This is a genomic window from Nocardia bovistercoris, assembly GCF_015674855.1.
Classification (GTDB): Bacteria; Actinomycetota; Actinomycetes; order Mycobacteriales; family Mycobacteriaceae; genus Nocardia; species Nocardia bovistercoris.
This window is the reverse complement of sequence record NZ_JADMLG010000007.1, coordinates 184,105-205,427: the sequence shown is the minus strand read 5'-3', so window position 1 is coordinate 205,427 and position 21,323 is coordinate 184,105. Positions and strand designations below refer to the sequence as shown.

Below are 21,323 nucleotides of genomic sequence, written 5' to 3'. Positions count from 1 at the left end.
AACTCAGCCCGCGGCTTCGATCTCCGCATCCGCCACGACCGCGTCGAGTATCCGCACGAGTTCCTCGTTGAACCGCTCGTACATCTCGACATTGCCAAGGTGGCCGGTGGCGAGCACTTCGTAGCGCACGAGCGCGCCGGTCTCGGCCAGCATGTCGGCCAGACGCCGCGAATGGACGGGCGGCGTCATGAAATCGGCCGAACCGGCCAGGATCGTGGTCGGCACCGTGAGATCGCGCGCGGACTCGCCGAGATCCATGTCGGCGAGCAACAGTCCGAACTTCGCGCGGACCGCCGCCGGACACGAACGCACCACGGCCATGCAGTAGTCCACGATCTCGGGCGCGGCCGCCGGACTCATGATCTGCCGCGCGAAAGCCCAGCGCATCGGCGGGATCGGCGGGAAGAACAGGAGGGTGCCGAGGCCGCGGCGACCGATGGCCGCGGGCAGTGCGACGCGGCGCCCGAACCACCGCAGCGGCCGATTGAACAGCGGCACCACCGTGGTCTCGGCGACCAGCCCGCCGGAGGCGGTATTGCACAGCAGGACCGCGTGCGCGCGCCGCCGCACCTGCTCCGGGTACCGGCCCGCCCACGCTTGCAGGGTCATCCCGCCCAGGCTGTGGCCGACCAGTACGGCGCGCTCACCCGAGGGGAGCGCGGCGTCGAGCACGGCCGCGAGGTCGTCGGCGAGCAGGTCCATGGTCAGCGCGGCGCCGCCGAGTTCGCTGGCGCCGTGTCCGCGGTGGTCGTAGGCGATGACGCGGTATTCGTCGGCGAACGCGTTGATCTGCGGGTTCCAGTATTCGATCGCGCATGTCCAGCCATGCACGAGCACGATCGCCGGTGCGTCGGCGGGACCGTAGGCGTGTACGCGCAGGCGGGCGCCATCGGCCGTGGTGACCGGGATGACCTCGTGGCGCGCGGTCGGCGGATTCAGCGCCGCGCCCACGTAGGTGCGCGAGCGCAGGTCGGCGCGATGTCGGTCGAGCAGCCGTCGGATGGTTCCCGGTAGGTCCGCCATCGCGGGCGGTAGTGCACGCATCGGACACTCCTTTGTGTTACTCAAAGATACAGTAACCCGAAAGAGGGTCCGCTGACCAACGCGGGCGCCCCGGACACGAGAACGCGCACGCGGCGAGTCCGCGTGCGCGTACGAAAACCCCCGGTTACGAGGGCTGGAAGTATCGACCTACCAGCGCGGGCCGCGCTGGACCTCGTCCACCTTCGGACGGACATCGGCCAGGTAGACGCCGGTGGCGATGATCGAGATGAAGGCGAGCAGGCCGAGACCGGCGGGCGAGAGCAACAGCAGCAGCAACGCCACGCCGAGGATGGCCAACCAGATCGGTTTGGTCTGCTTGTCGACCGCGGTGAACGCGTCGGGCCGTTGGCGAATGGCGTGGATCAGCGCGAAGATCGTCGCGCCGAGCGCCGCGAGCCACAGCACGAGCATGATCATTGCGGTCAACCCGTTCACGGTGTTCACCCGCTCCATCATACGAGCGCGGCCCCCGCACTTCAGGATGTGCGAGGGCCGCGACGGACGGCGAGGCTCAGATCTCCTTGGGCGCGGCCTTCTTCGCGGGCGCCTTCTTCGCTACGGGCGCCTTCTTGGCGGGCGCCTTCTTCGGCTCGGCGGCGGACGGCTCGGCGAACAGCTCCGGCTCGGGCTCCGGCTCGGTGGACACCGAGAGGACTTCTGCCTCCACCACCGCGGGCTCGGCGACCACGGCCACCGGCTCGTCGGCCTGCTCCTCGTCGACCTTGCGGCCGAGCAGGCCGTTCACCCGGCCGATGGCCTCCTCGGCGCGCACGGTGGCGTCCTTGTAGAGGGTCTCCACACGCTCGATCCGCTCCTCGACCAAGTGGTTGGTGCGCAGGCGACCGTAGGTCTCCTCACCGCGCACGGCCAGGTCGGCGTAGGCGTCGAGCACCTGCCGGTAGTACTTCTCGGCGAGTGCGCGCAGTTCCTCGGGGGTGAACTTCTCGCGCAGCTCGGCGAGGTCCTCGGGCAGTTCGGACGGCAGACCCGCGAGCCGCTCGCGCAGCGAATCGAACTGGGTCTGCACATCGGCGGGCACATTGGCGAAGCGCTCGCGCGCGCCTTCGACCCGGCTGCCGACATCGGCCGACGCGGCGCGTTCGCGGACCTGGGTCACGACATCGAGCGCGGCGGTGTAGACGGCATCGCCCGCGCCGACCGCAGCGAACAGGGGCTTGGTGACGGTGGCGTTCTTTTCGGTCATAGTTCGTTCTCCTGGCGTGGCGGAGTTTCGGTTGTCGTACGCGGAACGTCGCTGTCCCACTCCCCCCCGTGAGCTGGGGCTCTTTCACCCTGCCCCGCTGGCTCGTTCCCTCCGTTTTCCCGGCGAAACGATTCGTAGATGTCCAGGAGCACCTGCTTCTGCCGCTCACTGATGAAAGTGTCGGCAAGCAGCGCGTCCCTGACCGGACTGTGCGCCCGCTGCTCGAGGAAGCCTGCCCGGACGTACAACACCTCCGAGGACACCCGCAGCGCCTTGGCGATCTGCGCGAGCACTTCGGCGGAGGGATTGCGCAATCCGCGCTCGATCTGGCTGAGGTACGGATTGCTCACCCCCGCCAGCGCGGCGAGCTGACGCAGCGAGACTTGCGCGGCTTCCCGCTGCGACCTGATGAAACCACCGATGTCGTGTGCCGCGGTGGCGACACGCCCCCCTCGTTCTCCGGCTCCGTCGGAATGTTCGGCGGAATTGTCGGTGTACTCGGCGGAAACCTCGGGTCGGTCGGCCATTACTCACCTTCTGGCGGTTGTACGGGTTCGATGGTAGGTCAGCGTGCTAACTCTTGCAAGCAGCCTGCTAGCGCGGCGTGGCGCGCACGAGAAAAGACGAGTCTCAGTGGAACAGCACCTGCGAAACCGCATAGATCGCCAGACCCGCCAGCGAACCGACCACCGTTCCATTGATGCGAATGAACTGCAGATCACGCCCCACCTGCAATTCGATCTTCTTACTCGCCTCCTCGGCATCCCACCTGGCCACCGTATCGGTCACCACCGTGGCGATCTCCGCCGCGTAATTCCCGACCAGATAGCGCGCGCCGCGATCGATCCAGCCATCGACCTTGCCGCGCATCTGCTCGTCGTCGCGCAAGCGCTCACCCAACTGCCGCACGTTCTCGGCGACCTTGCGCCGCAACGTGCTGTCCGGGTCGTCGGCCGACTCCAAGATCAACCGCTTGGCCGCGCGCCACGTGGCCGAGGCCATACCCGTGATCTCCTCGCGGCCCATCACCTGCGCCTTGATCCGCTCCGCCTTCTTGATCATGGCGTCATCGAACTGCAGATCGTGGGCGAACTCCTCCAGGAAACGGTTCGCCGCCAGGCGCACCTCGTGCTCCGGGTTCGACCGGACCTTCCAGGTGAACTCCACCAGCTCGCGGTAGATCTTCTCCGACAACATGATATTCACGAACTTCGGCGACCACTGGGGGGCGTCGCGCAGCACGATGCGGTCGATCGTTTCCTGGCTGCCGAGTGCCCACTGGTGTGCTCGTTCCGCCAGCAGGTCCAACAGGGCCAGTTGACGGTTGTCGGCCAACAGCTCCGCCAGCACTCGGCCGATCGGCGGGCCCCACAGCGGGTCGGCGATGCGTTTCACGATGGTGTTGTCGATCACCTGCTCTACGTCCTCGTCGCGCAGGACGCCGACTACCGCGCGCAGCAAGGTCGAGCTTTCCTCCGCCACTCGGGCGGCGTGGCCGGGGTCGGCCATCCAGCGGCCGACGCGGAGGGTGACCTCGGCCGAGGCGACCTTCGCGGAGACGACGTCAGGGGACAGGAAATTGGTGCCTACGAAACTGCCGAGGCTCGAGCCGAGTTGGTCCTTCTTCCTGCGGATGATCGCCGTGTGGGGGATCGGGAGGCCGAGGGGGTGGCGGAACAGGGCCGTTACGGCGAACCAGTCCGCCAAGGCGCCCACCATGCCCGCTTCCGAGGCCGCTCGGAGATAGCCGACCCAGTCGCCGCCCTGGCCTCGGGATTCGAGCCAGCGGCAGAGGAGGTAGACCACGCTCGCGAAGGCCAGGAGGCTTGTCGCCACGGCTTTCATGCGGAACAGGTCGCGGCGTTTGCTTGCCTCGTCCACGAAGAAGCCGGTTGGGCCTGCGGGGTCCGGGGGGACGAGCACCGCTGTCTTGCTGGGAGCTATCTCCATGGCACCCATTCTGTATGTTTCCGGCGTGGGGGTTCGGGTGCGGCGGTTTGTGGTGGATACCTGGGGTGCGTTAGATGGCGTGCGGGAGAAGTCGGGCGCGGCTCTTCGCAATGGTTTGCCCGCGCGCTGTGTTTATTGGCGTCGCCTTCGGCGCCGCGGGTTCGCGGCCCTGGGAGTCTCGCGTCCCAGCGTTCGATACTTGCTCCTGCGTCGCATTGTCTCGAACGCTGGGACGCGAGACGGCCGCGAACCTTGTCGGTGTGCCGGGGGGGTGGGGCTGGGGTGGGGGTGGGGGGCTGGGTGGGGGCTGGGAGGAGATGGTTGGGGGTTGCCTGGGGGTGAACTGGTGTGGTGGGGGTGGGGGGGATTTAAGCTGGGGTGTCGAAGGATTGCTTCCTGCCCGTTCTCATGACATAGGAGTGCACGCTGTCCACCGAAGACCTTGTCGATGTCGGTGAGCGCGCCGAGCGGCCCTCTGGGGCGCGCGGTGGGGGGATGGACGGGCGGAAGCGGCGGTGGCGGCAGCACAAGATCGATCGGCGGGAGGAGCTCGTCGACGGGACGCTCGCGGCGGTTCGGGCGCGGGGGTCGAATGCGGGGATGGATGAGATCGCGGCGGAGATCGGGGTCTCCAAAACCGTGCTCTATCGGTACTTTTCCGATAAGAACGATCTGATTCGGGCCACCATGCAGCGGTTCATCGAGATCACGTTGATGCCTCGGGTGTACGAGGCCATCAGTCTCGATGCGGCGGAGTATCAGCTCGTGCGGTCGGCGCTGGCGGCTTATGTGGGCACGGTGGACGAGGATCCCGAGGTCTATCGCTTCATCATGGGCAACGGGTCGGATCAGTCCTCGCTGGCGGAATTCGAGAAGTTGTTCGCCGAGGTGGTCTCCACCGTGATCGTGGCGCGCGGGCGCGAACGCGGCGCCGATACCGACGGGGCGATGTTGTGGTCGTATGTGCTGGTGGGGGGCATTCAGCTCGCCACGCACTGGTGGACCACGGACAAGACGATGGCGCGTGAAGAGGTCATCGACTACCTCACCATGATGGTGTGGAGCGCGATCGAGGGCATGATGCGGGCGGGCGGCTCGCGGGCGACCTTCAACTCGCGCACCCACGTGCTGCCCGACTTCACCAACGGCGAAGCTCTCGATCAGGAGGGCGACGGCGACCAGGGCGGCGACAACACAGGCGGCGACACGGACGGCGGCGACACGGACGGCGGCGACCGGCGCGGCGGCTGACCGACCGACACACCGACGTCACCGAATCGAGCCGTGCGGGCCATCTCGACTTCGCCGGGTCGTTGGTTAGTCTGAACCCGAGCGGTCCGTCCCAGTGGGGAATGTCACCGCGCGCGGCACCAATGGAGGTACCTCGATGGCGAAGCAAGTGCCGACGTCCCGACTGGCGCGCGGCACCAAACTGGGCGCGGTCGCGGCCAGTTCGGTACTTCGGACCCAGCGGACCAGGCTGTCCATGCGAGGCAGGTCGGAAGCGGTGCGCGCGCGGATGGCCGAGGAGTCGATGATCCGCACCACCGAACAGGTGGTCATGGTGCTCGGCACCATGAAAGGCGTCGCCATGAAACTGGGCCAGATGATGTCGGTGCTCGACCTCGACCTCGTCCCCGAGAACCACCGCGAACGGTTCCAGAAGCGGCTGGCTGTACTGCGCAACGCGGCGCCGACGGTCTCCTTCGAATCCATGCGGCGGGTGATCGAGGAGGATTTCGGCGAATCGCTGGAACGCCTGTTCGCCGAATTCGAACCCGAACCGATCGCGGCCGCCTCGATCGGGCAGGTCTACCGCGCGAAGCTGCACGACGGGCGGGTGGTCGCGGTCAAGGTGCAATATCCGGGTATCGACGTGGCCGTGCGCGCCGACCTCAAGAACCTCACCATGTTCCGCAAGGTCTTGCAGTCGGCGATGCCGTGGGTCACCCCGGCGGTGCTGGACGAACTGCGGCTCAATATGGAGAGCGAACTCGACTATCAGGCCGAGGCCGCCACCCAGTTGCAGATCGCCGAGCTCTACGCCGGGCATCCGTTCATCGCGGTGCCGCGCTCGATGCCCGAACTCAGCACCACCCGCGTCCTGGTCAGCGAATATCTGCCGGGTAAGAGTTTCGAGGAGATCCGGGAGCTGCCGCAGGACGAACGCGACCGGGTCGGCGAGATCATCTACCGGTTCTACGTCGGGTCGCTGTTCACGTTCAACGAATTCTGCGGCGACCCGCATCCGGGCAATGTGCTGCTCGTCGAGGACGGCCGGGTCGGCTTCCTCGATTTCGGGCTGTTCAACCGGATGGACCCCGAACACGTGCGGTTCGAGACGATCTGCCTGCGCGCGGCGGCCGAGGACCGCGCCGAGGACCTGCGCGACCTGATGGTCCAACGCGGGGTGATCGACTCGCCGGAGGAGATCGGCGCCGAGGAAGCTCTCGAATACGTGCTCTCGGCCTCGGAATGGTGTCTGGTCGACGAGGAACTGACCATCACCCCCGAACTCGCCAGCGGCGCGTTCCTGCTCGCCGTCGACCCGAGGGCGAGTGAGTTCACCGGCATGAAACAGCAGAATCTGCCGCCGGAACACCTGTTCTCCCGCCGCGCCGATTTCCTCACCTTCGGCATGCTCGGACAACTGCGCGCGACGGCGAACTGGCATCGCGTCGCCCGCGAATGGCTCTACGACGAGGCGCCGGTCACCGAACTGGGCGAAATCCACCACCGCTGGCTCACCGCGACCCGGCCGCCGAACACGGTGCGCCGCAAGAAATCCGGCGCCGACCGGGCCGCGCAGCCCGCACCGCCGAAATCCCGGCCGACCGGCCGGACCCGCCGCGAGCGCACCGAATCCTGAACGCGCCCTGCGCCTCCGTAGCACAGGAAAGCAGCCGAACCAACGGAAAGCAGCAGACATGGCAGACAATCGAGAATTCGACCTGATCCTATTCGGCGCGACCGGATTCGTCGGCAAGCTCACCGCGAAATACCTGCTCGGCGCTGCGCCCTCGGGCGCGCGGATCGCGCTGGCGGGCCGGTCGCAGGCGAAATTGACCGCGGCGCGCGCCGAACTCGGTGCGGGGGCCGCGGATTGGGCGCTTGTGGTGGCCGATTCGAACGACCGGAGCGCACTGGACGCGCTGGCCGCGCGCACCAAGGTCGTCGTCAGCACCGTCGGCCCCTACCTGCGCTACGGCCTGCCGCTGGTGGCCGCCTGCGCCGCGGCGGGCACGCACTACGCCGACCTCACCGGTGAGCCCCTGTTCATCCGCGACGCCATCGACGCCGACCACGACCGGGCCGTCGCCTCCGGTGCGAAGATCGTGAATTCCTGTGGCTTCGACTCGGTTCCGTCGGATCTGAGCGTGTACCAGCTCTACCGCCGCACGGTCGAGGACAACACCGGCGAACTCACCGACACCACCCTGGTCGCTTCCTTCAAGGGCGGCGTCAGCGGCGGCACCATCGATTCGGCGCGCGCCATGATGGAGGCCATCGCGGCCGATTCGTCCAAGGCGTCGGTGCTGTCGCATCCGTACTCGCTCAGCCCCGACAAGTCCATGGACCCCGATGTCGGCAGGCAGAGTGATCAGGCGCTGCAGCGGGCGAGCGCGATCGATCCCGCGCTGCACGGTTGGGTCGCCACCTTCGTGATGGCCGCGCACAACACCAAGATCGTGCGGCGCAGCAACGGTCTGCTCGGGTGGGTGTACGGGAAGAACTTCCGGTATCGCGAGGTCATGAGCGCGGGCAAGTCGGTGGCGGCGCCGCTGGTCGCGGCGGGTGTCGCGGGCGGCGTGGTGGCCACCATGGCGGTGGGCGCGGTGCTCTCGCGCGCGTCGGCGGGACGCAAACTGCTCGACCGGGTGCTGCCCGCGCCGGGCACCGGACCGGACGAGAAGAGTCGCGCGGGCGGCTGGTTCACGATGCAGACCTACACCGTGACCACCTCGGGCGCCCGCTACGTCGCGACCTTCGCAGGCAAGGGCGATCCGGGATATCAGGCCACCGCGGTACTGCTCGGCGAGAGCGGTCTCGCGCTCGCCTTCGACGAATTGCCCGAAGTGGCAGGCGTGCTCACGCCCGCGGCGGCGATGGGCGACGCGCTCACCGACCGACTGCGCGCGGCGGGCATGACCATCGAGGTAGAGCGCGGTCAGGATCGATGAATCTCGCGCGACGCACCATGAACACCCCGGCGCTCGCCGCGATCTACGAGAAGGCTTGGCGCCCTGCTGTTTTCTATCTGGCCAGCGGTCGGACCATGTCGGCCGACCGCAGGGACGCGGTGGCCGCGCTGCGCCTCGACGGCGCCCAGAAGGTACTCGACATCGCTTGCGGCCCCGGTAATTTCACGCATTACCTGAGCGAGCGCCTTTCCGGTTCCGGCTACGCCGTCGGCGTCGACTACTCCGAGCCGATGCTGGCCCGCGCGCGCACCGACAACGCCGGTCCCCGGGTCGCCTACCTGCGCGCCGACGCGCGTCGACTGCCGTTCGCGGACGGAAGTTTCGACGCCGTCTGCTGTTTCGGCGCGCTCTACCTGATCCCCGACCCGCTCGCGGCGACCAGGGAGATGGTGCGGGTGCTCGCACCGGGCGGCCGCATCGCGATCACGACCAGCCACGGCACCGATTCGCCGTTCGGCCACGCCAGCCGCATCGTCGGCGGCTGGAGTGGCCTGCGGGTGTTCGACGACGACACGTTCCCGGAACTGTTCGCGGCACTGGGCTTGGTCGACATCGACCAGCGGGTGCACCGAATGTTCCAGTACGTGAGCGCGACTCGTCCCGCGTGACGGGCCTGCCTACGCCTGCTCCAACCTGCGCAACTGTTCCTGGATGTCGAATCCGGCCTTCGGCCAGTCGAGGTCGAGGGTTTCCAGCGCCTCGACGAGCAGTTCGGTGATCGCCAAGCGCGCGAACCACTTCCGGTCCGCCGGGATCACGTACCAGGGCGCGACATCGGTGCTGGTGCGCTCCAGCATCGCCTGGTACGCCTCCTGGTAGGCGGGCCAGTACGCGCGCTCGTCTATGTCGGACGGGTTGAATTTCCAGTATTTGTCGGGACGTTCGAGCCGTTCGCGCAGGCGCCGCTTCTGTTCGTCGAGCGAGACGAACATCGCGACCTTCACCACCGTGGTGTCCTCGTCCGCCAATTCCTGTTCGAAGGCGTTGATCTCGTCGTAGCGTGGCTCCCATTCCGAGCGCGGCACCAGGTCGTGCACCCGCACCACGAGCACGTCCTCGTAGTGCGACCGGTCGAAGACGCCGAGCTGGCCGCCGCGCGGCAGCGCCTTGCGGATACGCCACAGATAGTGGTGGCGCTTCTCCTCCGGCGTCGGCACGCCGAACGCGGCGTGGTCCACGCCCTGCGGGTCGACCGAACCGATGACGTGGCGCACGATTCCGCCCTTACCGGCGGTGTCCATCCCCTGCAAAACCAGGAGCACGCTGCGTTTGTCGCCGGATCGCCCGTTCGCGTACAGCTTCTCCTGCAGACCGGACAGCACCGCGGTGCGTTCGGCCAGCGATTCGACTCCGGCCGCCTTGTCGCCGGTGAAACCCGGCGTGGCCGAGGTGTCCAGCTCGGAGATACGCACGCCGTCGGCGCGCAACGCCTCGACGGCGGGGGTGGTCCAGTACTTCGCCATCGTCCATGCCTACCACGGCCCTCAGCGGATCTGGGCGAGGCGGAGCAACTGCGCGGCGAATTCCTCGTCGCCGACCGGGGTGAGGATCAGGTCGTGGGAGGTGGTGAGCAGATAGCGGCCGTCACCGGAGAAGTCGAGCCAGGTGCGATGCCTGGTCGGCGGCGACATCGGGTTCTCCGGTTCGACGGAGACGGTGATGAAGCCGCGGCAGTCGACCGGTTTGCGCAGGGTCTCACGGAATCTCGTGGCGCCGCGGTGTCCGTTGGCCGGTTCGGGTCCGGCGCTGAGCACCTCGTCCTGTGGTTCGCGCATGGCGCCGAGGCGGCCGGGTCGCGCGCTGCCGATGATCTGCACCAGCCTGGCGCCGAGTGCGCGGGCGTGGCACATCTGCACCATCACCTTCTCCGGGGTCGCGACCAGGATGCCCGCGTGATTGTGCACGACCGCGGCGAAGGCGAGTACGCGCCCGTCGGTGGCGTCACGCGCGGTGGTCTTGCTGCGTTCACCGGAGATCGTGACGGTGGTGGCGTCTGCACGCGCGCACAGCATCAGCGCGGCGGCGAGGTCGGGATCGGCCTGGCGCGCGAAACGTTGTGGCAAACGCAATGCGGCGTACTCGGTTTCGGTTCGCGCGGTGGCGCCCGGCATCATGTTGATCGGATAGGGTCGCCGGTCCAGATTCGTCTCGTTCTCCCAGACGTGGGTGAATTCGTCCGGGGTGAAGGTCCATCTCACCGCACGCCGCTCCCGGCGCCTCGCGCGGCGGCGCGATCCGCCATCCTCACCCCCGTGCGGGATCCGAGGCCGGTCCCGCGGTCAGACCGCGTGCCGTCTCGTGTCCGGCCACCGGTACCGCCATCCGGGTCACCCCTCCGCTCGGACCACCCACCGCATACTGGTCGGCACTCTACCGGTAGGTAACGACTACCGTTACCCGCTTGACCCCGCGTCGCGACTGTGATGTGGCGCACGATTGGATTCGCAAGATCGCGAACGAGAGTGCAGGCGAACGGAAACCGCGTCCGGGGAACGTGGTGCCCAAGGACCACGAATCGGGGGGCCGAATGATCTTTCGGAATCTCTCAGGTTCACCGACCATGATGTGGGCCGTGCCCGCCGCCGCGTGCCCGTGCCCGGAACTACCATCGTGGCGGCAATCGAAATCGTCGGGCGAGCGAGAGGTGTGGTGAACGCAGGGTGAGCAGCAATCCGTCCGGACGCAAGACGCCGAACGCGCTGACGAAGGCGAACAACGCCGACCGCAATCGCAGGATCATCATCCAGGTCGCGGTCGCCGCCGTGCTGATCGCGCTGGTCGCGGCCATCGGCGTCAGTATCGCCGTGCAGAACGCGTCCAAGGACGACGACGCCGCGGCGCAGACACCGACCGGTTCGAGTTCGGTGGCCGCACCGGCCGCGCCCGCCGCCACCCCGACCATCGCCGCGGGCGCCGCGCCGAACGGGGTCACCGGGGTCATCACCGACAGCGGCGCGATCCGCATCGGCAAACCGGACGCGCCGGTCACCGTGCGCGTGGTCGCCGACCTGCAATGCCCCGCGTGCAAGGCGTTCGAGGCCGCCAACAAGCAGACCTTGGAAGACGCGGTGAACAGCGGAACGGCCGCCGTCGAATACAACATCATCTCCTTCCTCGACCGCGCCTCCTCGGGCACCAAGTACTCCACCCGCGCGGCCAACGCCTCCTATTGCGTCGCCGCCCAGGATCCGAGCAAGTACCAGGGCTGGATCGCCACGATGTTCGACAAGCAGCCCAAAGAGGGCGGCAAGGGCCTGACCGACGACGAGCTGATCGCCATCGCGAAATCCGCAGGCTACTCCGACGAGGTCGCGGACTGCATCCGCAACCGCCCCTATGACGCGTTCATCGCCGCGACCACCCAGAAGACCTTCGACGGCGGCGTCAACTCCACGCCGACGGTCTTCGTGAACAACCAGCAGGTGAGCCCGAGCAACCTGGCCCAGGCCATCGCCGCCGCGAGCGGACGATGATCGACGCGCCGCCCCGGTCGGCCTGGCTGCTGCTGCTCGGCGGCCTCGCGGGCTGGCTCGCCTCGGTGGCGCTGACCGTGGAACGGTTCAAACTACTCACCGACCCCGGCTACATCCCCTCGTGCAGCCTCAATCCCGTGCTGTCCTGCGGGTCGGTCATGGTCACCGATCAGGCGGCGGTATTCGGATTCCCGAATCCGCTGATCGGCGTGGTCGGGTTCTCGGTGGTGGTCACCCTCGGCGTGCTCAGTGTCGCGGCCGTGCGCTTCCCGCGCTGGATCTGGGGCGGACTGTGGCTGTTCAACCTGCTCGGCGTGGTCTTCGTGTGCTGGCTGATCTTCCAGAGCCTCTACCGGATCAACGCGCTGTGCCCGTACTGCATGGTGGTGTGGGCGATCATCACGCCACTGCTCGCGGTGTGCACGGGCGTGCTGTGGAACGGCAGGCGCGGGCCGCTCGGCATCCTCGCCGAATGGCGGTGGACGATCGTCGCGCTGTTCGTCGCGATCGTGCTCGTGCTGATCTTCCTGCGCTTCCAGGACTACTGGCTCTCGCTGGTCTGATTCGCCAGGATCAGTTCGGCGCGCCCAGTTCGAGCACCACCTCGACCACGCGCCGTGCGCCGTCGACGCCGAGCACCTCCAGCCGTACCGCGTCCTGTGGTTTGCGCAGGTTGATCACGCCGCGCAGGGCGCGCGCCGTCGGGACCGGCTGACCGTCCACCGCGACGATCACCTCGCCGTCGATCAGGCCCGCGTGGTACGCGGGCGCGCCGTAGACGGCGACATCGACGCGCGCGCCGGTCGGATAGGCGTCCGAGATCAGCACGCCGAGGGTCGCGGTGGGACCGATGTGCACGGTTTCCGTCGGCTTCCCGGAACGGATCTGCTCGACCACCCGCATCGCCGTGTCGATCGGCACCGCGTAGCCGTTGGCCTGCCCGCCTTCCTCGCGCTGCGGCTGTCCCGAGGCCGCCGTAACGACACCGACCACCGCGCCCCACCGATCGGCGAGCGCGCCGCCGGACTGACCAGAACTGACCGGTGCGGCCACCTCGAGCATCCCGGTGAGCGCCTTGCGGGTCAGGTCGGCGGCGTTCAACGCGACGATGGTGCTGTCCACATCGGTGATGACGCCGCCGATCGCGGTCGGCGTACCGCCGAGACCACCGGCGTTGCCGATGGCGAGCACCTCGTCGCGGATGCGCACCGCGGCCGAACTGCCGACCCGCGCCACCGAGAGCCCAGCCGCGCCCTCCAAGGCGATCAGCGCGATATCGGCGGTGGAGTCGTAACCGAGCACGGTGGCGCGGTAGACCTCGCCGTTGCCGACATCGGTCACGGTGACGGTATCGGCGCCCTTCACCACGTGGTGGCTGGTGAGGACCTGTCCGTCCGCGCTGAGCACGATTCCCGACCCCGCCGAACCCGCACCGAGCGGTCGGGACGTGGTGTTGATGTTCACCAGCGCGGGCTGCACCACCGCGGCGACCGCGACCGTGTCCAGCGGGGGCAGCGGTTCTCCGACGATCGGCGCGACCGCGGTGCCCGCGCCGCCGAGCGCCGCGAAACCGGGTAGTTCGCCGCGATAGCCGAGCAGGCCGGCCGCGGCCAGGACCACGGCGACCACCAGCGCGAGCACGCGTCCGCCGCCGCGCGGCGACTCGGGCGGTCGGTACTCGGGCGCTCTGTGCGGTACGTCGTCCATCGCTCTCCCGCCATCGATTGACTGACGGATTCCATTGTCACCACAAGTGGGGCATCCGCGAGGCGTTCACCGACGTCCCGAGACCCGAACGCGCTGATCGCCTGGCGTCCCGCCGATTGCCGCATACCGCCCGATTGCCAAAACCCAGGATGCGCAGGTAGGCATGTACTCATGAGTAATGCCGCCGCGTACGCATTGGCCACCCCGGACGGGACCTTCGAGAAGGTCACGATCGAGCGGCGTGAACTCGGTCCGCGCGATGTGCTGATCGATATCGCGTACGCGGGAATCTGCCACTCCGATATCCACACGGCACGCAACGAGTGGGGCCGCACCCGCTATCCCTGCGTGCCGGGGCACGAGATCGCGGGCACCGTCGCCGCGGTCGGCGCCGCGGTCGGCAGATTCGCGCCAGGGGACCGGGTCGGCGTCGGCTGCATGGTCGGGTCCTGCGGCAAGTGCGGCCCGTGCCTGGCCGACGAGGAGCAGTACTGCGAACGCGGCGCGATCATGACGTACAACACACCGGTGGACGCGAGCGTGCAGACCGATGGACACACCCTCGGCGGCTATTCGACGCAAGTGGTGGTCGGCGAGGATTTCGTGCTGTCGATACCGGAGGGCATCGGCCTCGACGTGGCCGCACCGCTGCTGTGCGCGGGCATCACCCTGTTCTCGCCGCTGCGGCACTGGGGCGCGGGACCTGGCAAGAAGGTCGCGATCATCGGCATGGGCGGACTCGGGCACATCGGCGTGAAACTGGCCGCAGCCATGGGCGCCGAGGTCACCGTGCTCAGCCACTCGCTGAGCAAGCAGGAGGACGGCAAACGCTTCGGCGCCGACCACTACTACGCCACCGGCGACAAGCAGACCTTCCGTGACCTGCGTGGACGATTCGACCTGATCCTCAACACGGTATCGGCCGACCTGCCGATCGACGACTACCTGCGGCTGCTCGCGCTCGACGGCACCCTGGTGGTCCTCGGCCTGCCCGAGAAGCCGCTGAGCGTGCGGTCCTTCCTCCTGGCGGGCGGGCGCAAATCGCTGGCGGGCTCGATGATCGGCGGCATCGCCCAGACCCAGGAAATGCTGGACTTCTGCGCCGCGCACGGCATCGGCGCCGAAATCGAGTTGATCTCCGCCGACGAGATCGACAGCGCCTACGACCGGGTCGTCGACAGCGACGTCCGCTACCGCTTCGTCATCGACACGGCAACGATGTAGGCACGCCCGGCCCGCCTCACACGGCGGTCACCGGACGCGACAGCCGGTGCGCGCATGGGTAGTTTGACCCGTGTGCCCGAGGAAGCCGACGCCACACCGTCCCCCGACACCGTGGAGCCCGCCGCACCAGCGCGCGAGGCCGGATTCGCCGCGGCGCCACCGCCGTGGCTGTTGCGCGCGTTCCTGCTCGCGGCCGCGACGGTGGCGGGTCTCATCGCGGGATTCTGGGTGCTGCAACGCCTTCAGGGCCTGCTCACCATCCTGCTGATCTCGCTGTTCCTCGCCTTCGCCATCGAACCAGCGGTGAACTGGCTGGCCGCGCGCGGCATGCGACGGGGGCCTGCCACCGGCGTGGTGTTCCTCGGCCTGCTGCTGGTCGTGGTCGGATTCGTGTGGACGCTCGGCGCACTGCTGGTCGACCAGGTCACCACCCTCGTGCAGAACGCGCCCGAATACGCCGACCAGGTGGTCGACTGGTTCAATCGCACCTTCGACCAGGACATCTCGGGAACCGACATCCAGAAGTACGCCACCGAGTGGAGCGACAAACTCGAGGGGTATCTCGTCGGGCTCGCCGAAAACGCCTGGGGCATCGGCACCGCGGCCGTCGGCGCGCTGTTCCAGTCGCTCGGAATCCTGCTGTTCACCTACTATTTCGCCGCCGACGGGCCGCGCTTCCGGCACGCCGTGAGCTCGCTGCTGCCGCCGAGCAGACAGCGACATGTGCTGCGCGCCTGGGATATCGCGGTCGAGAAGACCGGCGGCTACATCTATTCGCGCGGACTGCTCGCGCTGGCATCGACCCTCGCGCACTACGTCGCGCTGCGGGTGCTCGACGTGCCGTCGGCCTTCGCCTTGGCGCTGTGGGTGGGGGTGGTGTCGCAGTTCATCCCCACCGTCGGCACCTACCTCGCGGGCGCGCTGCCCGTGGCCGTCGCACTCGTGCACAGTCCGGCGACCGCGCTGTGGATCCTCGGATTCATCGTGCTCTACCAGCAATTCGAGAACTACGTCCTGCAACCGCGCGTCACCGCCAGCACCCTGGACATGCACCCCGCCGTCGCATTCGGCGCGGTACTCGCCGGCGCCGCGCTACTCGGCGCGACAGGCGCGCTACTGGCCATACCCGTCACCGCGACCGTGCAGGGCTTCGCGGGCGCCTACATCCGGCGCTACGAAGTGACAGCCGACGAACCCGCCCCGCCGCCCCGGCCAACGCGACAATGGCTGCGCGAGTTGACCGCCCGCGTGCGGAAGGCGGACCGCCCGAAGAAGTGAGCGGCCCGCCCGGCATCAGTCCCCGGCCGTGACGGCCCGCCTGCGCACCCGACGCGCGGCGGCGACCAGATTGCGCAGCGACGGCTCGAGCTGCCAGTAGTGGCGGGTCTTCAAGCCACCGTCCGGATTCGCCCACAGCCGCTCCGGGCCGATCGCGGCGGCCGCGGCCGTCAACAGTTCGTCGAGTTCGTCGATATCCGGGATACGCGCCGAACGGCTCTCGTACACACCGGGTCCCACACCGTGGCTGAGACCATGGCCGGACGCGTAATCCTCGGTCAGCGCCTTCAGAACCCACTCGATGGAGCGGGTCGCCACGATCGCGGTCACATCGGCGTCGAGTTCCTCGATCGCGCCGACCACCTCCGCGCGGCCGGAATAGCTGATGTGGGTGTGGATCTGGGTCGCGGGACCGACACCGGAGGTCGCCAACCGGAACGCCGCGACCGCCCAGCGCAGATACTCCGCGCGCCCCTCCGGCCGCGCGGGCAGCAACTCGCGGATCGCGGGCTCGTCCACCTGGATGATGGCGATACCCGCCTTCTCCAGATCGACCACCTCGTCGCGAATCGCCAGCGCCACCTGATCGGCGGTCTCGTACAGCGGCTGATCCTGGCGCACGAACGAACGCGCGATCATCGTCACCGGGCCGGTCACCATGCCCTTGACCGGCTTGTCGGTCAACGACTGGGCGTAGGTGAGCCAATCCACCGACATGGGCGCGGGACGTGACACGTCACCGTAGATGATCGGCGGCCGCACACACCGCGAACCGTACACCTGCACCCAGCCGAAACGCGTGGTCGCGAAACCGTCGAGCAGTTCGGCGAAGTACTGGATCATGTCGCTGCGCTCGTGCTCGCCGTGCACGAACACGTCGAGGCCGATGTCCTCCTGCAACCGGATGGTCGCCTCGATCTCGGACTCGATGCGCTTGCGGTACTCGTCGTGCGCGAGCCTGCCCTCGCCGAGTTCGTGCCGCGCTTGCCTGGCCTGCGGAGTCTGCGGGAACGAGCCGAGCGTCGTCGCGGGCACCGGCGGCAACTGCAACCGCTCCTGCTGCGCGGCACGGCGCACCTCGTACGACTCGCGCTGCCGCATCGCCGGGGTGATGGCGTAAACCCGTTGGCGCACCGCGTGTTTCTGCTTGAAATGCACCTCGGTCGGGCGCTTGCGCCACTTGTCGGAAGGGCCGTCGGTCAACGCCTTGGCGAGCGAAACCACCTCGCCCACCTTCTGTTTCGCGAAAGCGAGCCGATCCGCCACATTGCCGTCGATATCGTATTCGGCGAGCACGTCATACGGGACGTGCAACAGCGTGGTACCCGTCGACACCACCAGATCCGGGCACACCTGCGCCAACTCGTTCAGATACTCGAGCGTCACGTAACGATCCGCGCGCCACACATTGCGGCCGTTGATCACACCGGCGTACAAGCGCTTACGTCGAATGCCCGGGATCTTCGCCAGATCCTCCGGACGCACCCGGTGCGCCGCCAGATCGAGGCCGATCGCCTCCACATTCGTCGCGGCGAGAATCCCCAACGCCGGACCGAAATCGCCGTACTGACCCGTCACCAGGATGCGCGGACGCAGCGGCGCTTTCGATAGTCGCTGATACGCGCGCGCGAACGCGGCCAACTCGGCATCGGAACGTTCACTGGTGAAAGCAGGCTCGTCCAACTGCACACAGGTCGACCCGCGTTTCGCGAGCACCTCGAACAACTCCTCGTACACCGGCAACAACTTGTCCAGCAATGCGAGTGTGTCGAACTCGGACTCGCCGGGGACCTGCCCGGCCTTGGACAGCAGCAGCAGCGACACCGGGCCGAGCAGCACCGGACGCAACTCGATACCGCGCGCGATCGCACGATCCCACTCGTCGAGCAGGGCTTCGGGATGCAGCGAGAACTCGGTGTCGGCGTCGAGTTCCGGCTGCCGGTAGTGGTAGTTGGTGCTGAACAGGCGCACCAACTCCAGCGGCGGCACATCCGGCCTGCCGCGCGCCATCAGGAAATAGAAATCCAGCGGGTCCATCGCGTCCCGGTACGGCTCGAACCGCGAAGGGACCGCGCCGAACAGCAGCGCGTTGTCGAGGATGTGGTCGTAGAAGGAGAAGGTGTTGCCGGGAACCTGGGTCAGGCCGGTGGCGGCCAGCTCGTCGAACTGGCGTTCCTGGATATCGCGGCCGACTTCAAGCAGCCCCGGCTTGTCGAGGGCGCCGCGCCAATACGCTTCCAGCGCGCGCTTGAGTTCCCGGTGCGGACCGATCCTCGGGTAACCGAGAATGCTGCTCCCGTAACCGTCGCTGACATTCACCATGCTCTGTCCTTTTGCGTCGCCTGCGGCGCCGCGAGTTCGCGGCCCTTCATGTCTCGCGTCCGAGCGGCCGATACTCGCGCCTTCGGCGCATTGTCTCGACCGCTCGGACGCGAGACGGCCGCGAACTGACCGGGGCGCACCGGGAGCCGGCGTGCCGGAAGCGGTGGGCTCGAGGTGTCGCGAGAGGAACTATTACGCGCGGTTGTACTGGTAGAAGCCTGCGCCGGTCTTCTTGCCGAGCAGTCCTGCTTCGACCATACGCATCAGCAGGGGCGGAGCCGAGTACAGCGGCTCCTTGAATTCCGTGTACATCGAGTCGGCGATGGATTTCACCGTGTCGAGGCCGACGAGGTCGGTCAGCGCGAGCGGGCCCATGGGGTGGGCGCAGCCGAGGACCATGGCCTTGTCGACGTCCTCCTTGGTGGCGAAACCGGATTCGACCATCCTGATGGCGGAGAGCAGGTACGGCACGAGCAGGGCGTTCACGACGAAACCGGAGCGGTCGGCGGAACGCACGACCTGCTTGCCGAGGACTTCGCCCGCGAAACCCTCGGCGCGCTTGGACACCGACTCGCTGGTCTTGAGGGTGGTGACGAGTTCGACCAGCGGCAGCACCGGCACGGGATTGAAGAAGTGCATGCCGACCACCCGTTCCGGGTTCGCGGTGGCGACGGCGATCTTCATGATCGGGATGGACGAGGTGTTGGAGGCGAGCACGGCGTTCGGGTCGGTGACGACCTTGTCCAGTTCGGCGAAGATCGAGGTCTTGACCTCTTCGTTCTCCAACACGGCCTCGACCACCAGCTGGCGGTCGGCGAAATCGCCCACGTCGGAGGTGAAGCGCAGCCGCCACGCCGCCTGCTCCCGCTCGCGTTCGGTGATCTTGCCGCTGGACACGCCGCGATCCAGCGAACGCAGAATGCGCGCGCGCCCCGCGGCGGCCAGTTCCCTGGTCTGTTCGTAGACGAGCACGTCGACGTGCGCACGCGCGCACACCTCCGCGATTCCGGCGCCCATCTGTCCGGCGCCGATGACTCCGACGCGCTGAATCTTCTCGCTGCTCACGTCCCGCTCCTGCTGGTTAGGTCTGGCTAGTCGGGTTGGCTTGTGGTGAAGGGCGACTCGCCTCGAGCGGCGCCTTCGACAGTCCAAGGTATAGGGATGCCCTCCTCGCCGGGGCTGTTCGACGAGGAGGGCGGTACACCCCTACTGGCGTAGGAGATTTGGCGGCCAACAAACATCTTCGGTGTCGGTATTCACCTGAATCGCCCTCCCGGATCCGTTCTCACTCGACCACCACGGAGCGAGCCTGACGAGCGACTGGTTCGCGGCCGTCTCGCGTCCGAGTGGTCGAGACGATGCGACGAAGGAGCAAGTATCGACCGCTCGGACGCGAGGCATGAAGGGCCGCGAACCCGCGGCGACGGAGTCGCCGCCATGTCTCAGTGGAACTGGCCTTCTTCGGTGGAGCCCTTCAGCGCGGCCGTCGACGTGTTGGGGTCGACGGTGGTCGCGATGGTGTCGAAGTAGCCCGCACCGACCTCGCGCTGGTGCTTGACGGCGGTGAAGCCGCGTTCGGCGGCGGCCTTGAACTCGCGCTCCTGGAGGTCGACGAAGGCGGTCATGCCCTCGCGGGCGTAGCCGTGGGCCAGGTCGAACATGCCGTAGTTGAGCGAGTGGAAGCCCGCGAGGGTGATGAACTGGAACTTGAAGCCCATGGCGCCGAGTTCGCGCTGGAACTTCGCGATGGTGGCGTCGTCCAGGTGCGCCTTCCAGTTGAAGGACGGCGAGCAGTTGTAGGCAAGCAGCTGGTCCGGGAATTCGCCGCGGACGGCTTCGGCGAACTTGCGGGCGACCTCGAGATCGGGCACGCCGGTCTCCATCCAGATGAGGTCGGAGTACGGGGCGTAGGCCTTGGCGCGCGCGATGCAGGGCTCGATGCCGTTCTTGACGCCGAAGAAGCCTTCCGCGGTGCGGGTGCCGTCGAGGAATTCGCGGTCGCGCTCGTCCACGTCGGAGGTGATGAGGGTGGCGGCTTCGGCGTCGGTGCGCGCGATGATGACCGAGGGCACGTCGGCGACGTCGGCGGCCAGGCGCGCGGAGGTGAGGGTGCGGATGTGCTGCTGGGTGGGGATCAGCACCTTGCCGCCGAGGTGGCCGCACTTCTTCTCCGAGGCCAGCTGGTCTTCCCAGTGCACGCCGGCGGCGCCCGCGGCGATCATGGCCTTCTGGAGTTCGTAGGCGTTGAGCGCGCCACCGAAGCCCGCTTCGGCGTCGGCGACGATCGGGGCCAGCCAGTTGGCGACGGAGGTGTCGCCTTCGACCTTGGCGATCTCGTCGGCGCGTAGTAGCGCGTTGTTGATGCGGCGGACCACCGACGGCACCGAGTTGGCCGGGTACAGCGACTGGTCGGGGTAGGTGTGGCCGGAGAGGTTCGCGTCACCGGCGACCTGCCAGCCCGACAGGTAGATGGCCTTGAGGCCTGCGCGGACCTGCTGCACCGCCTGGTTGCCGGTGAGCGCGCCGAGGGAGTTGATGTAGTCCTCGTTGTTGACGAGATCCCACAGGATCTCCGAGCCGCGGCGGGCCAGGGTGGCCTCTTCGACGACGGTGCCCTGGAGCTTCGACACCTGCTCCGCGGTGTAGTTGCGGGTGATTCCCTTCCAGCGCGGGTTGGTGTCCCAGTCCTTCTGGATCTCCGCGGTGGTCTTCGGGGTGCCGGTGGTCGACATACCTGACTCCACTTCCTTGGTAGGTAGGCGCCGCGTTCCGAGATCTCGCCCGGACTGCTGTGGCGGCTATTTGCAGGCTTGCTATGCCCTTGGGGTGTACTTCCACACGATGGCACACCAGGAAATGGCCGTCTACCTGTTACTACTGTGAAACTCAGCTAGGTTTCTTACAGTGTTTGCCAACTTT

19 protein-coding genes are annotated in these 21,323 nt (G+C 67.7%); 8 read left to right on the top strand and 11 right to left on the bottom strand.

The window, feature by feature from the left end:
- Positions 1 to 3: 3 nt before the first annotated feature.
- The 5 genes from IT779_RS18570 to IT779_RS18550 all read right to left on the bottom strand — a co-directional run bounded on the left by IT779_RS18570 (position 4) and on the right by IT779_RS18550 (position 4,198).
- The gene (locus IT779_RS18570) at positions 4 to 1,044 is read right to left on the bottom strand and encodes an alpha/beta fold hydrolase (RefSeq protein ID WP_196150605.1); all 1,041 of its coding nucleotides are present in this window, start codon (positions 1,042 to 1,044) and stop codon (positions 4 to 6) included.
- Positions 1,045 to 1,191: 147 nt separating this feature from the next.
- Positions 1,192 to 1,497 (bottom strand): DUF2516 family protein, encoded by a 306-nt coding sequence (locus IT779_RS18565; RefSeq protein ID WP_232541880.1) that lies wholly within the window; start codon positions 1,495 to 1,497, stop codon positions 1,192 to 1,194.
- Positions 1,498 to 1,555: 58 nt separating this feature from the next.
- Positions 1,556 to 2,248 carry a heparin-binding hemagglutinin gene (locus IT779_RS18560; protein WP_196150603.1) on the bottom strand — a complete coding sequence of 231 codons (693 nt, stop codon included), beginning with the start codon at positions 2,246 to 2,248 and terminating at the stop codon, positions 1,556 to 1,558.
- Positions 2,245 to 2,775 (bottom strand): helix-turn-helix domain-containing protein, encoded by a 531-nt coding sequence (locus tag IT779_RS18555; protein ID WP_198428658.1) that lies wholly within the window; start codon positions 2,773 to 2,775, stop codon positions 2,245 to 2,247. Before IT779_RS18555 ends, IT779_RS18560 begins: the two co-directional genes overlap by 4 nt.
- Before the next feature lie 103 nt (positions 2,776 to 2,878).
- The gene (locus tag IT779_RS18550) at positions 2,879 to 4,198 is read right to left on the bottom strand and encodes a DUF445 domain-containing protein (protein WP_196150602.1); all 1,320 of its coding nucleotides are present in this window, start codon (positions 4,196 to 4,198) and stop codon (positions 2,879 to 2,881) included.
- A 495-nt stretch (positions 4,199 to 4,693) separates the two neighbouring features.
- Between IT779_RS18550 and IT779_RS18545 the strand changes: the two genes are divergently transcribed.
- From IT779_RS18545 to IT779_RS18530, 4 genes are all read left to right on the top strand, one after another.
- Positions 4,694 to 5,449: a TetR/AcrR family transcriptional regulator gene (locus IT779_RS18545; RefSeq protein WP_198428657.1), complete on the top strand. Its 756-nt coding sequence runs from the start codon at positions 4,694 to 4,696 to the stop codon at positions 5,447 to 5,449.
- Between the two features lie 136 nt (positions 5,450 to 5,585).
- Positions 5,586 to 7,067, top strand: a complete 1,482-nt coding sequence (locus IT779_RS18540; protein ID WP_196150601.1) for an ABC1 kinase family protein — start codon at positions 5,586 to 5,588, stop codon at positions 7,065 to 7,067.
- Between the two features lie 58 nt (positions 7,068 to 7,125).
- Positions 7,126 to 8,379: a saccharopine dehydrogenase family protein gene (locus IT779_RS18535; protein WP_196150600.1), complete on the top strand. Its 1,254-nt coding sequence runs from the start codon at positions 7,126 to 7,128 to the stop codon at positions 8,377 to 8,379.
- Positions 8,376 to 9,008 (top strand): class I SAM-dependent methyltransferase, encoded by a 633-nt coding sequence (locus IT779_RS18530; RefSeq protein WP_196150599.1) that lies wholly within the window; start codon positions 8,376 to 8,378, stop codon positions 9,006 to 9,008. The genes IT779_RS18535 and IT779_RS18530 overlap by 4 nt, the downstream gene beginning before the upstream one ends.
- Positions 9,009 to 9,017: 9 nt before the next feature.
- Here IT779_RS18530 and IT779_RS18525 read toward each other — a convergent pair whose 3' ends face one another.
- Together IT779_RS18525 and IT779_RS18520 are read right to left on the bottom strand one after the other, a co-directional pair.
- Positions 9,018 to 9,863, bottom strand: a complete 846-nt coding sequence (locus tag IT779_RS18525) for a polyphosphate kinase 2 family protein (RefSeq protein WP_196150598.1) — start codon at positions 9,861 to 9,863, stop codon at positions 9,018 to 9,020.
- Positions 9,864 to 9,884: 21 nt separating this feature from the next.
- Positions 9,885 to 10,598: an ESX secretion-associated protein EspG gene (locus IT779_RS18520; RefSeq protein WP_196150597.1), complete on the bottom strand. Its 714-nt coding sequence runs from the start codon at positions 10,596 to 10,598 to the stop codon at positions 9,885 to 9,887.
- 462 nt (positions 10,599 to 11,060) lie between these two features.
- Between IT779_RS18520 and IT779_RS18515 the strand changes: the two genes are divergently transcribed.
- Together IT779_RS18515 and IT779_RS18510 are read left to right on the top strand one after the other, a co-directional pair.
- Positions 11,061 to 11,873, top strand: coding sequence for a DsbA family protein (locus IT779_RS18515; protein WP_196150596.1), 813 nt, complete (start codon positions 11,061 to 11,063; stop codon positions 11,871 to 11,873).
- A complete protein-coding gene (locus IT779_RS18510) occupies positions 11,870 to 12,436 on the top strand; it encodes a vitamin K epoxide reductase family protein (protein WP_198428656.1) in 567 nt (188 codons plus the stop codon). The genes IT779_RS18515 and IT779_RS18510 overlap by 4 nt, the downstream gene beginning before the upstream one ends.
- 10 nt (positions 12,437 to 12,446) lie before the next feature.
- Here IT779_RS18510 and IT779_RS18505 read toward each other — a convergent pair whose 3' ends face one another.
- Entirely contained in the window at positions 12,447 to 13,580 is a 1,134-nt protein-coding gene (locus IT779_RS18505; RefSeq protein ID WP_196150595.1) for a S1C family serine protease, read from the bottom strand.
- 171 nt (positions 13,581 to 13,751) lie between these two features.
- Between IT779_RS18505 and IT779_RS18500 the strand changes: the two genes are divergently transcribed.
- Together IT779_RS18500 and IT779_RS18495 are read left to right on the top strand one after the other, a co-directional pair.
- Complete coding sequence (locus tag IT779_RS18500; protein ID WP_196150594.1) at positions 13,752 to 14,804, top strand: NAD(P)-dependent alcohol dehydrogenase; 1,053 nt, start codon at positions 13,752 to 13,754, stop codon at positions 14,802 to 14,804.
- Between the two features lie 54 nt (positions 14,805 to 14,858).
- On the top strand, positions 14,859 to 16,082 hold the full coding sequence (locus IT779_RS18495; protein WP_196150593.1) for an AI-2E family transporter: 1,224 nt from the start codon (positions 14,859 to 14,861) through the stop codon (positions 16,080 to 16,082).
- Between the two features lie 15 nt (positions 16,083 to 16,097).
- Here IT779_RS18495 and metE read toward each other — a convergent pair whose 3' ends face one another.
- From metE to aceA, 3 genes are all read right to left on the bottom strand, one after another.
- Positions 16,098 to 18,404, bottom strand: a complete 2,307-nt coding sequence (metE, locus tag IT779_RS18490; RefSeq protein WP_196150592.1) for a 5-methyltetrahydropteroyltriglutamate--homocysteine S-methyltransferase — start codon at positions 18,402 to 18,404, stop codon at positions 16,098 to 16,100.
- Positions 18,405 to 18,596: 192 nt separating this feature from the next.
- Positions 18,597 to 19,469, bottom strand: coding sequence for a 3-hydroxybutyryl-CoA dehydrogenase (locus tag IT779_RS18485; protein WP_196150591.1), 873 nt, complete (start codon positions 19,467 to 19,469; stop codon positions 18,597 to 18,599).
- Between the two features lie 377 nt (positions 19,470 to 19,846).
- Positions 19,847 to 21,136 carry an isocitrate lyase gene (gene aceA, locus IT779_RS18480; protein WP_196150590.1) on the bottom strand — a complete coding sequence of 430 codons (1,290 nt, stop codon included), beginning with the start codon at positions 21,134 to 21,136 and terminating at the stop codon, positions 19,847 to 19,849.
- Positions 21,137 to 21,323: the final 187 nt, after the last annotated feature.